Annotated in this window: 13 protein-coding genes; 11 read left to right on the top strand and 2 right to left on the bottom strand. The window is 37.9% G+C overall.

Annotated elements, in window-relative coordinates:
• Window position 1 precedes the first annotated feature (1 nt).
• The 10 genes from lspA (at window position 2) to CXF76_RS16305 (ending at window position 9,482) form a co-directional block, all read left to right on the top strand.
• On the top strand, window positions 2-502 hold the full coding sequence (lspA, locus tag CXF76_RS16350; RefSeq protein ID WP_007376920.1) for a signal peptidase II: 501 nt from the start codon (window positions 2-4) through the stop codon (window positions 500-502).
• Window positions 499-939 carry an FKBP-type peptidyl-prolyl cis-trans isomerase gene (gene fkpB / locus CXF76_RS16345; protein WP_002958231.1) on the top strand — a complete coding sequence of 147 codons (441 nt, stop codon included), beginning with the start codon at window positions 499-501 and terminating at the stop codon, window positions 937-939. Before lspA ends, fkpB begins: the two co-directional genes overlap by 4 nt.
• Complete coding sequence (gene ispH / locus CXF76_RS16340) at window positions 939-1,868, top strand: 4-hydroxy-3-methylbut-2-enyl diphosphate reductase (protein ID WP_007581370.1); 930 nt, start codon at window positions 939-941, stop codon at window positions 1,866-1,868. The genes fkpB and ispH overlap by 1 nt, the downstream gene beginning before the upstream one ends.
• 39 nt (window positions 1,869-1,907) lie before the next feature.
• Window positions 1,908-2,942, top strand: coding sequence for a sensor histidine kinase (locus CXF76_RS16335; protein ID WP_010555108.1), 1,035 nt, complete (start codon window positions 1,908-1,910; stop codon window positions 2,940-2,942).
• Complete coding sequence (locus CXF76_RS16330; RefSeq protein WP_024589420.1) at window positions 2,939-3,640, top strand: LytR/AlgR family response regulator transcription factor; 702 nt, start codon at window positions 2,939-2,941, stop codon at window positions 3,638-3,640. Before CXF76_RS16335 ends, CXF76_RS16330 begins: the two co-directional genes overlap by 4 nt.
• A gap of 183 nt (window positions 3,641-3,823) precedes the next feature.
• Complete coding sequence (pilV, locus tag CXF76_RS16325; protein ID WP_101164149.1) at window positions 3,824-4,384, top strand: type IV pilus modification protein PilV; 561 nt, start codon at window positions 3,824-3,826, stop codon at window positions 4,382-4,384.
• 1 nt (window position 4,385) lies between these two features.
• On the top strand, window positions 4,386-5,381 hold the full coding sequence (locus CXF76_RS16320) for a PilW family protein (RefSeq protein ID WP_101164148.1): 996 nt from the start codon (window positions 4,386-4,388) through the stop codon (window positions 5,379-5,381).
• On the top strand, window positions 5,369-5,872 hold the full coding sequence (locus CXF76_RS16315) for a hypothetical protein (protein ID WP_024589418.1): 504 nt from the start codon (window positions 5,369-5,371) through the stop codon (window positions 5,870-5,872). Before CXF76_RS16320 ends, CXF76_RS16315 begins: the two co-directional genes overlap by 13 nt.
• A gap of 1 nt (window position 5,873) precedes the next feature.
• Entirely contained in the window at window positions 5,874-9,056 is a 3,183-nt protein-coding gene (locus tag CXF76_RS16310; protein ID WP_024607277.1) for a pilus assembly protein, read from the top strand.
• Between the two features lie 9 nt (window positions 9,057-9,065).
• The gene (locus tag CXF76_RS16305; RefSeq protein ID WP_024607276.1) at window positions 9,066-9,482 is read left to right on the top strand and encodes a type IV pilin protein; all 417 of its coding nucleotides are present in this window, start codon (window positions 9,066-9,068) and stop codon (window positions 9,480-9,482) included.
• 6 nt (window positions 9,483-9,488) lie between these two features.
• Here the strand turns inward: CXF76_RS16305 and CXF76_RS16300 are convergent, their stop codons facing one another.
• Together CXF76_RS16300 and CXF76_RS16295 are read right to left on the bottom strand one after the other, a co-directional pair.
• Window positions 9,489-10,019, bottom strand: a complete 531-nt coding sequence (locus tag CXF76_RS16300; protein WP_024589415.1) for a GspH/FimT family pseudopilin — start codon at window positions 10,017-10,019, stop codon at window positions 9,489-9,491.
• A 79-nt stretch (window positions 10,020-10,098) separates the two neighbouring features.
• A complete protein-coding gene (locus tag CXF76_RS16295) occupies window positions 10,099-10,650 on the bottom strand; it encodes a GspH/FimT family pseudopilin (RefSeq protein ID WP_024607275.1) in 552 nt (183 codons plus the stop codon).
• A 160-nt stretch (window positions 10,651-10,810) separates the two neighbouring features.
• Here CXF76_RS16295 and glnB point away from each other — a divergent pair, with 160 nt between their 5' ends.
• A complete protein-coding gene (glnB, locus tag CXF76_RS16290; protein WP_002962211.1) occupies window positions 10,811-11,149 on the top strand; it encodes a nitrogen regulatory protein P-II in 339 nt (112 codons plus the stop codon).
• Window positions 11,150-11,183: the final 34 nt, after the last annotated feature.

Here is an 11,183-nt window from a genome sequence, read left to right as displayed (position 1 = left end):
AGTGAGCAAACTAGCCCAAAAAAGTGGTTTAGTGTGGCTTTGGTTGAGTCTATTACTATTAGTAATAGACTTTGCCAGTAAAACACTTGTTGTAGGTACTATGGCTTATCAAGAGTCGATAAACTTACTCCCTGTTTTTAGTATTACTTATGTGCATAACTATGGTGCTGCTTATAGCTTTTTAAGTGAAGCGGGTGGTTGGCAGCGTTGGTTTTTAAGTGCGATTGCCATTGCTATTAGTGCTTTGCTTGTGTGGTGGCTAAAACGCTTACCTGCAACAAACAAAGTACTATGCGGTGCTTATGCACTGGTACTTGCAGGCGCTATTGGTAATTTATACGATCGTATTGCGTATGGTTATGTAATCGACTTTATTCACGTATTTTATAAAGACTCACATTTTCCTGTATTTAATATTGCTGATTGCGCTATTTGTATTGGCGCAGCATTATTGTTATTTGATGCCTTTACCGGCGAGAGTCCGAAGGAGCATAAAGCATGAGCCAAGCTGTAATTGGTGAAAACTCGCAAGTTATTTTCCATTTTTCTATTAAATTAGAAGATGGCTCTGCCGCCGATTCTACCAAGGTGCACAACAAACCTGCTAAATTAACAATGGGCGATGGCAGTTTAACGGCAAACTTCGAAAAGTGTTTATTAGGTTTAACTGCAGGCGAAAGTAAAACGTTTGAATTAGAACCTGAAGATGCGTTTGGTCAGCCAAATCCAGATAATATTTACTACGTTGACCGTAGTAAATTTGGCCCAGAAACACCAGCTAAGGTAGGTGCAATTATTGCGTTTACTCAACCAGACGGTACTGAGCTTCCTGGATTAGTTCGCGAAGTGCAAGGTGAGTCGGTAACGATTGATTTTAATCACCCTTTATCTGGCCAACGTTTAACGTTTGAAGTTGATATTATTGAGGTGGAAGGTTAATGGAAATATTACTAGCTAATCCACGCGGCTTTTGCGCTGGTGTTGACCGTGCTATTAGTATTGTTGAGCGCGCCCTAGATATTTTTGAAAAGCCAATTTATGTGCGCCACGAAGTAGTACATAACCGTTATGTGGTTGATGGATTAAAAAGTCGTGGTGCGGTATTTGTTGAAGAGCTTGATCAAGTACCTGACGACAGCATTGTTATTTTTAGTGCACATGGTGTTTCGCAAGCGGTTCGCTCAGAGGCTAAACGTCGTGATTTAAAAGTATTTGATGCAACGTGTCCGCTTGTAACTAAAGTACATATGGAAGTTACACGTGCGAGTCGCAAAGGTATTGAGTGTATTTTAATTGGACACCATGGCCACCCTGAAGTAGAGGGAACAATGGGACAATATGATAACTCAGCCGGTGGCATTTATCTTGTTGAAACCGTTGATGATGTTGTTGCGCTTAATGTAAAAAATGCTGAAAATCTTTTTTATTGCAGCCAAACAACACTCTCAGTTGATGACACAGCAGATGTTATTGATGCACTGCGCAATAAGTTTCCATCAATTGACGGACCTCGTAAAGATGACATTTGTTATGCAACGCAAAATCGTCAAGACGCTGTTCGTGACTTAGCTGATAAAGTTGATGTGCTATTAGTTGTTGGCGCTAAAAATAGCTCTAACTCTAATCGCTTACGTGAACTTGCAGATAAAATGGGCACAGTTGCTTATTTAATTGATGACGCAACTGATGTACAAGAGCAGTGGGTTTCAGGCTCTAAATCAGTGGGTGTAACTGCGGGTGCATCTGCGCCAGAAGTACTTGTACAACAAGTAATAAGCCGATTAAAAGAGCTTGGTGGCACACAGGTTGTTGAGAACCCAGGTGAAGTAGAAAATATAGTATTTGCTGTTCCTGTAGAGCTACGTTAATTTAAATATATTAAACATTTAGATTAAAGGAGAGTCGTTATGAGCAAGTCACTTCAAAATGATGGTTTGCTTTTTTCGGCTCTTTTTAATGAGCGAGGCGTATTAGCCACGCTTATTGTTTCTCAAGTTATTGCTATTGTTTTAGCTTTTGCACCTAATGTAGAAGGAGATATTTGGCTACGACTTGGGATCATTAGTTTGTTTATGCATTTAATTGTTTTAGTCGGTACCTCTTCTTTATACTTCTGTAGATTTTTCTTACAAAAACGTACTCAAACTTTTCAATTAAGTCTATTTTTTGCCTTTTTTTTATTATCTACCTGTATTTTTAGTATTTTATTTTCTCATTTTGCTTTTGATATAGATGATACAAATAACCTAATTTATTTCACACTTCGCAATTGCATTATAGTGGCTTTACTGGCGGCTTTATTCGTCCAGTTTTTATTAATTCATTTTGAAAAAGAGCAGCAAACTAAAGCGCTTTCTCGTGCTGAGCTTGATGCCCTACAAGCTAGAATACGTCCTCATTTTTTATATAATAGTTTAAACACTGCTGCAGAGCTTACTCATCATGATGCCGATGCGGCAGAACAGGCTATTTTAGCATTAGCCGCCTTATCGCAGGCTGCAATGCACTCGGGGAAGAATGTATCTCTTGAAGATGAAATAACGTTGAGTAAGCAATATATCGCACTTGAAACGTGGCGTTTTGGTAATCGCTTAAGAGTTGATTGGCAAATACCTAATGAACTACCCGCATTGAGCATTCCTTGCTTAACCCTGCAGCCATTAATTGAAAATGCGGTATGCCACGGCGTTGAAACAAGTGAGCATGGTGCAGAAATAAAAGTAGAGCTACATATCACTACCGGCTATATAACCATGATTGTTTCTAACCCTATAACAATTTCTAATGCTCAAACTAGGCCTAATAACGGAATGGCGCTTGAAAATATTCGCCAGCGATTAAATATTTATTATAAAAATAAAGCGCAGCTAACAATTACTAATAAAAATGATGTGTTTAGGGTCAAGGTCGTTATCCCTAAGCTAATTGAGGGCAGTGTATGAATGTACTCATTGTTGATGATGAACCTCTTGCGAGATCTCGCTTAATCCGTTTGTTAACACACGATAAAAGTATAGTTGTACAAGGTGAGGCAAGTAATGGTAAGGAAGCTCTAGTACTTGCTAAAAAGCAAACGCCAGATTTGATTTTTTTAGATGTTGATATGCCTGGTATGAATGGTTTACAAGTTGCTAATGAGCTCAATAGTTTAACTCTACCTCCTGCTATTGTTTTTATAACTGCCCACCCTGAGCATGCCTTCGATGCTTTACAATTAAGCGCTGCAGGTTATTTAGTTAAACCTATTTCAGAGCAATCACTGCAGAAGGTGCTTAAGCAAGTTGGGCGTTTAAATAAAGTACATATTCAAAAACAACAAAATGTAAAAATCTCTTATCAGCTAGCTGGTACTCTACGTAGTGTTGATATAAATGATGTTTTGTACTTTAGTGCCGAAGAAAAGTATACCAAAATGATATTCTCAGGTGGAGAGGCTTTACTGGAGCAAAGCCTAAAGCAATTAGAGCTGCAATATCCCGCATATGTTTTACGAATTCACCGCAATACATTGGTGAATAAACAAAAAGTAATAGCCTTGCATTCAAAAGGGAATGGCAATCATATGATTGAGCTACAAGGGTGCAGTGAGTTATTGCCAGTGAGCCGCCGCGAGCTTAAATTAGTTAAAAATACGCTTTAGACTTATTTCGCAATTAAGTTGCCTCTGACTTAAATGCATTTACGCTTAATTACTACTGTTTTGTTGAATGAGCCGATTTAATTAACCGTTTATCAACAAATATAACCGCTTGTCTTAGTCCTCATTGATTCCTCAAATAAATAGCATAAACTTATAATCAGATAATTTTTATTTGGTTCTACTATGCAGTCATCTCAAACAAAAGTGCAAAGAGGCTTCACTCTAATTGAAGTGTTAATTGCATTTATTATTCTTAGTTTTGGCCTTTTAGGCGCAGTTGCCCTGCAAGCAAAAGCAAAGCAAGCAAGCTTTGATTCTATGCAGCGTGCTGCTGCAGTTGCACTTGGTAATGATATTGTGCAGCGTATCCGTGCTAACGATACCCCTCAAATAGCCGGGCTGTACACACAAACATTTGATAGTGAAACTGCTACGACAACCTCGCAGGCGTGCTTCACAAACACTTGTAGCGCAGCGCAAGTTGCGGCGTTAGATCTTGAGCAGTGGAAAAGAGCTATAAGAGCTCGAGAAAATACGGGATCTTTAGATGGTGCTACCGTATGTATTGCACCTACAGTAGTTGCTGGCTCGGGTGGTAAGGCATTTAATTTAGAAGTAATTGTTTCGTGGCAAGGTCGACAAGAGTTTAATGCAAATGATGCTACTGGCGCAATAAAGTGTGGAACGGCTGACAAAAAGCGCCGCTTAGTTGTATTAACTAGTTACATTTACCTTAGGAGCTAACATGAAGCAAAAAGGTTTTACACTTGTAGAAATGATGATTTCATTATTTATTGGTGGATTAATACTAGGTGGCGTTATGTTCACCTATATAGGTATGAAAGTAACCACTAAAGATACGATGACTATTGGTGAACTTCAAGAATCAGGGCGCCTTGCAATTAACATAATGCAACGTGATATTGAACAAATTGGCTTTTGGGGAACTTATTATGACGATTCGTTCACTGCAGTAAATACAGATACACTAGCAAACCCTGGAACAGACTGCTTTGAAGGATTAAATAATGGGAGTTTTCCTGATTTTGCTACAGCTAGTAATTTTAGAACTATTTACGCAAAGGTTGCTGGAGAATCAAAAGAGCTTAACTGCCTAAATAATCCAATTAAAAGCACTGACATTATTCAATTAAAATTTTTACAAGGTAAGAGTTTAACAGTTAATACAGTAACTAATGAGACTCAGGCCGATGAAAACTACTTTGTAGCTGAGCAAGAGAAAGCTCAATTTTTCCGTGGAACGGTTAACGCTGTGACTCTTAATGTTAATGCAACCGTTTGGCCTTACAGCCACCATGTTTATTATCTATCAGAACAAACTTATAAAGTTAATAATAAAAATTTAACTGTACCTGCATTAATGAGAAAGCGCCTGGTTGGTGGAAGCATCAACACAGAAACTATTATGGAAGGTGTTGAGAACATGCGGTTTGTTTTTGGTCTTGATACTAACAGTGATAATCGTGTAGATACCTACCGAAGTATTCAAGATATGAAGTATACAGATTGGGAAAATCGTAAAGGTATTTTAACTGTTCAGGTTTTTTTATTAATACGCGCATTACAGCCAGACCCAGGAGTTAAAATTAAAAACCAAACTTATACATTAGGTGAGGATGAAGATAAGCGTGTATTAACATTTACCGATAATTTCAGACGTACTGTGTTCACTACTACTATTCGATTAAATAATGTTGGATCAAATTTATGGCGTATTTAAAACAATCACAAAAAAAACAGCAAGGTGTAGTTCTAATTACAGCTTTAATAATGGTTATTGCAGTGACCGGTATTGCTGTAACACTTATGAGCAGTAGTAGTATTGATATTAAAATTACCAATGCAGCACAAGAGCGCGAAGTGGCCGAAAATGAACTCATTGGTGAAGTGCAGCGCATGATCTCTGATGAGGCAAATCAAGGCGCTAATAATCAGTTCTTCCTGACTCCCGATGAAGTAACTGCAATCGCGGATGGTGATGACAAAGGTATGGTGATTGCAAATCATGCAGATATGCAAAGCAAAATGACTAACCTGAACAAGGGGGCGTTAGATTTAGAATGTCCTCGACGCTTCAATTTTACAGCAGGTATATCGTGCAATATGTTACAGGTTGCCACCACAATAGAATATGGATCTAAAAGTAAGCATGAACTAACTATTGTTACAGGTATAGCACAAGAAATGGCTAGCGTAAGCAAGGGGATTTAAGATGAAATTTAAATTAAACAAAGTGTTAGCCTCTTTGCTTGGCTTAACAATAAGTATGTCGGTATTCGCTGAGGATATTGAGCTTTATGTAAATCATGATGTAGAGACAGACGAAAATCCAAGAGTGTTAATGATATTTGATACCTCTGGCAGTATGGCCTGGGATGTTGTAGATGGAGGCCAGTGTTATCGTCGATATCAAAATGGACAGTTTTATACATCAGATTGTTTTAAAAGTCAGACTTACTTTAGTTACACACAGCAATGTTACAAGTCTGTAAACGGATATGCACAAGCTGTTTGTGAAGATAGCCGCTTATTAGTAGCAAAAAACGCTGTTAGCCAACTTATTACCGATAATGATGATATTGATTTTGGTTTAATGAGATTTAGAGAAAGTTCAGGTGGCTATGTACTAGCAAGGCTTGGTGCTAACAAAAACACTTTACTTAATGAAGTTGACGATTTGCCTGCAAGTGGTGCAACTCCTTTAACTGAAACATTATGGGAGGCGTATAGGTATATTACTGGGCAAAGCCTTTATTATGGGTATGGTATTAACAGCAGAGATAAAGCAGCCGATGCTAATGGAACTTATAAGTCACCATTTAAAAAGGAATCAGGAGATCCTCTCAGGTGCGATAACTCAATTAATATTATTTTGATGACTGATGGAGACCCTACTAACGATGATGGTCGTGATGATCAGATTAAAAGTGTACATAATAATTTATTTAATGATTCAATCCCTTTTGTGAGCGGTGATTATTCTAATAGCTATTTAGTTGCTCTATCAAAAATAATACATGGAACAAATAATACAAAAGTAGATTTATACTCTGATACAAGTGATGTGCTAGATACTGGTAGAGTTTTTACCATTGGCTTTGGCACAGGAATGAGCGAGGGTGGTATCGACTTACTAGAGAAAGCTGCATCAGTTGGTGGAGGCCAGTACTTAGAGGCGCGAACTTCAGAAGCTTTATCTGAAGCATTAAAAAATACTATTTCAAGAATTAGAGAAGTAAATGATAGTTTTTCATCGCCTTCAGTTGCGAGTAATAATGTAGATCAAACTCGTAGCCGGGATGCTGTTTATTTTGCCATGTTTTACCCTGAAACCGGTGCTCGTTGGCGTGGAAACTTAAAAAAACTGAAAGTATCAGGGAATCAAATTGTTGATTCAAAAGGATTGTCGGCACTTGATGAGAATGGCTTAATTGACGAAAATGCAGAAACATTTTGGTTGCCAAGTGGGGAGCCAGCGGATGGTAACTTAGTTGCACAAGGTGGTGTGAACCTTCATTTAACGACATTAGATTCAGATAGCCGTAATTTATACACTGACAATCAGGGAACTATAGTAAATTTTAATACCTCAGTTGTGAGTGATATTCTCAATTTAGTCGATAACAATCCGCTAAGCTTATCGAGTAATGATATCAAATGGGCAATGGGTATAGACGTTGATGATGAAGATGGCGATGGGTCTAGCGTTGATCAGCGCAAAGATATTTTTGGTGACCCTCTGCATTCTAAACCTGTTGCAATCGATTATGGTAATGATGATATTCGAGTTTTGATAGGAACTAATGCTGGCTTTTTACATATGTTTAAGGATTCAGATGATAGTGTAAGTGAAAGTTGGGCATTTATACCGTCTGCTTTATACAACATTATTGAACCTCTACGTGAAAATCAAGCCGATACGAAAGTATATGGTGTGGATGGTCCTATTAGTATTTATTTTGATAATAAAAACTTAAATAGTGATGGTTTAAATGACGGTATTATTGATGCGAGTGGCGACGATAAAGTGTGGGCTTTTGCGGGGATGCGTCGCGGTGGTAAAAATTACTACGGACTTGATATAACAAATCCGAACATACCGAAAAAATTATGGGACGCTCCAATCGAAGGTGGTAAAGGTGATTTTAAAGAGCTTGCACAAACCTGGTCAAAGCCACAAATAGCCTACATTAAAGCATTTGGGGATAAACCCTTATTAGTTTTTGGTGCTGGTTATGATACTAATAAAGACGCAGCTATCCGTAGTGAAGATAGTACAGGGCGAGGTATCTATATTGTTGAAGCCGAAACAGGTAAAAGAGTATGGGCATTAACACCCGATATTAATGGCTTTAAAGGTAAGCATAGTATTGCTGCAGATATAACCACGCTTGACTCTGATTATGATGGATATATAGACCGAATTTATGCGGCAGATACAGGTGGAGATATTTGGCGTATAGATATGCCAGGGACTAGTACTAGTGAATTTAGTCACTTTAAATTAGCTGAGCTTGGTAGTAATAAAGCAACTGAGGATCGACGCTTTTTTTATAAACCACTCGTTGCACGAACCATTTATAGTAAAGTAAGCGAGACAACAGTTGATGGTAGTACCGTTATAACACGCTTAGATACACCGTATGATGCGATAGTTATTGGTAGCGGTAACCGCTCAAAACCAACCGGCACCAATGAGAAAGATCAATTGTTTATGATCAGAGATGAAAATACGGTTACTAAATCGTATAAAACGAATGCACCAGATACTATTGTGCCTGCTGATTTAATGCAAATGAACTCAGATCCATTTGGTAATGCCCTAGATGACGTTGATGATTTTGTTGACTTAGAAGTAGACTTGGCTAAATTTAATGGCTGGAGATATGAGTTAGGAACGGGTGAAAAGTCGCTAGCTGCTGCCACAGTTGTTGGAGGTGTTGCCTATTTTACAAGCTTCACACCTGCATCAGATACATCGACTGAAAATCAATGTTCGCTAAGTGGTGGTGGCGGTTCTTTATACGCTTTTCACTTACATTACGGTACTAAGGTGTATGACGACCTTAAATTTACAACCAGCTATGATGTACCAGACACACCTCAGTTATACTTTGGTGAAAGCCCTTCATGTGTAGATGGTAATGGCGATGGTAAATGTGATGACAACCCAACAGTTGACGTAATACAAGAAAGTCAGTTTTATTTAATTGGGCCTGGTATTAAAGGTGAAAATGCGGAAAATCCAATGAAACCTGTAGAAATAAAAGGTCCTGGTTTAACTGTTGTTGATGGTAAAGTTGTGTTGGTTAATGACAATGCAGTAGGGTTTGGCTTTAAAACCCAACAAACATATATCTATAAACGTGAAGAAAATGACGAAGTTAATAATTAAGGAAATTAGATGAAAAAACAACACGGGTTTACCTTAATTGAGCTGATGATAGCCGTTGCTATCGTCGGCATACTCGCTTCAATTGCGCTACCTAACTATACTGAATATGTAAAGCGTGCTTCGCGCGCTGAAGCTGCTGCAGCATTGTTAGATGCTGCAAACAAGGAAGAGCAATATTTTGTCGATAATAGGGAATATACAGAGACATTTACTGATTTAGGATTGCAAAGTAAAACCGAAAATGGCCATTTTGAGCTATCCATAAAGGTAGTCGATAGCAATACCTTCACTATTACAGCTAAACCTATAGACGGTGCTGTAAAAGGCGATAATGATTGTAAAGAGCTTACAATTACTGACACAGGCCTCAAAGGTGCAAAAGGGTCTAAAGGAGACTCAGATGTTGACTATTGCTGGGGTCGATAGCCTAGATTACTTCTTCTGACACTTATCAGTTGATTTGATGCGAATTCTACCCGTTTGACTTACAGATAAAGCCAATCCTTCGAGATTGGCTTTATCGCTATTGGGGCAATATATAAAAGTCCCATTTTGAAAACCATTTAAAGAACCATCTGGACGAAATGTAATGGCGTTGCGCGGATACTCTAAAGTATCAGCATCATGAACATCCTCGAAAGTGCTTAAGAGTAACTCATCATCATCTAGAGTCGTTGATTTATCTTTGTCGATAAATAGTGACATTTGACCATCCCACTCGTCCTTTGTGCATTGACTGCCTTTTAGTGCGCAAAGCGTGACGTAAGTACCATTTTCAATTGCGTAAAGACGGCCATAATTTATATTTCGGTGTAGTAGATTCACATGGTTATCTAATCGGTTTTTAGCCAAGAAGTCTGGATAAAACCACATCGATAATTGACTGATTACACTGACAACAGCAATTGAAACCATTAATTCAAGAAGTGTCACTCCCTTGTTTTTTGATATTGATAATCTCATCCTTGAAGACCTGAGTTAATAAATGATTAACTCAGTCTAGTAAATGATACAAATATGACAAGATTAATTTGTATGTTTTTTAACCGCAAGTCTGAGCTGTATCACCAGTATAAAAAGAAGTACCAGATTGAGATACTGTTAAAGCTTTGTTATTTTCATTATCACTATTAGGGCAATAGATAAAGTCTCCCGGATTTGTTGTAATACGACCACTGGTATTAAAACGAAGACTTGTCTCGTTACCACTATAACTAAGGCTATCAGTTGCAGGAATATTTTCTATAACTCTCAACAAGGCATCGTTAGCTACGTTATAACTTCCATTGTTATCAGCATCAACAAAAACAACAATGATTTTATTCGTGTCCCATTCTGGTTCACATTCAAACTCATCTTTAGCTTGTTTAATAGCGCCTTCTTGTGCGGGACATAAAATAACTATTTCATCCGTACTTGCCGCTTGAGAGCGTGCATAAGTAATACTTCTTTTTAATTCCAACAAAAAATTCTCAGCTCTATTTTCTTCTAGCATATCGCTGCTATTCCAGATCGCAATGGATGCAATGATCCCAACGATAGCAACGGTTACCATGAGTTCTAAAAGAGTGAATCCGTTTTGTTTATTTTTCATATTAATCTCATTTACTGCTAGTCATTTAAGTATCGCTATTTTTATACAATAAATTATACCATGATCGGTTGTTTTATCACCGTAATTCAATCGCTTTGTTTGCTATGAGCATCATGATTGTCTAAAATCGAGGCAACTGGAGCTTTCAAAAGTAATTAATATGAAAAAAATAGAAGCAATTATCAAACCTTTTAAGTTAGACGATGTGCGTGAAGCATTGTCTGATGTAGGTATTACAGGTATGACGGTAAGCGAAGTTAAAGGCTTTGGACGTCAAAAAGGTCACACTGAGTTATATCGTGGCGCAGAGTATATGGTTGATTTTTTACCTAAAGTAAAACTTGATATTGTATTGACTGATGAAGATGTAGACCGTGCAATTGAAGTTATTGTAAAAACGGCACAAACAGGAAAAATCGGTGACGGTAAAATATTTGTCACTGATGTTGAGCGTGTAATACGTATTCGTACTGCTGAGGAAGATGAAGAGGCGATTTAAGATTTTCTTCTACGCAGTAAAAAGGCGCTTACTA

The organism is Pseudoalteromonas sp. 78C3 (genome assembly GCF_002836695.1).
In the GTDB taxonomy this organism is placed as follows: domain Bacteria; phylum Pseudomonadota; class Gammaproteobacteria; order Enterobacterales; family Alteromonadaceae; genus Pseudoalteromonas; species Pseudoalteromonas arctica.
The sequence above is the reverse complement of the archived record's forward strand: the minus strand, read 5'-3'. Positions and strand labels throughout refer to the sequence as shown.

Bases quoted from the DNA above. Each gene is read 5' to 3' on its own strand.
- CXF76_RS16335 (WP_010555108.1), top strand. From the start codon at position 1,908: ATGAGCAAGTCACTTCAAAATGATGGTTTGCTTTTTTCGGCTCTTTTT.
- CXF76_RS16310 (WP_024607277.1), top strand. From the start codon at position 5,874: ATGAAATTTAAATTAAACAAAGTGTTAGCCTCTTTGCTTGGCTTAACA.
- CXF76_RS16315 (WP_024589418.1), top strand. From the start codon at position 5,369: ATGGCGTATTTAAAACAATCACAAAAAAAACAGCAAGGTGTAGTTCTA.
- CXF76_RS16295 (WP_024607275.1), bottom strand. From the start codon at position 10,650: ATGAAAAATAAACAAAACGGATTCACTCTTTTAGAACTCATGGTAACC.
- CXF76_RS16300 (WP_024589415.1), bottom strand. From the start codon at position 10,019: ATGAGATTATCAATATCAAAAAACAAGGGAGTGACACTTCTTGAATTA.
- pilV (WP_101164149.1), top strand. From the start codon at position 3,824: ATGCAGTCATCTCAAACAAAAGTGCAAAGAGGCTTCACTCTAATTGAA.
- fkpB (WP_002958231.1), top strand. From the start codon at position 499: ATGAGCCAAGCTGTAATTGGTGAAAACTCGCAAGTTATTTTCCATTTT.
- CXF76_RS16330 (WP_024589420.1), top strand. From the start codon at position 2,939: ATGAATGTACTCATTGTTGATGATGAACCTCTTGCGAGATCTCGCTTA.
- glnB (WP_002962211.1), top strand. From the start codon at position 10,811: ATGAAAAAAATAGAAGCAATTATCAAACCTTTTAAGTTAGACGATGTG.
- ispH (WP_007581370.1), top strand. From the start codon at position 939: ATGGAAATATTACTAGCTAATCCACGCGGCTTTTGCGCTGGTGTTGAC.
- CXF76_RS16305 (WP_024607276.1), top strand. From the start codon at position 9,066: ATGAAAAAACAACACGGGTTTACCTTAATTGAGCTGATGATAGCCGTT.
- CXF76_RS16320 (WP_101164148.1), top strand. From the start codon at position 4,386: ATGAAGCAAAAAGGTTTTACACTTGTAGAAATGATGATTTCATTATTT.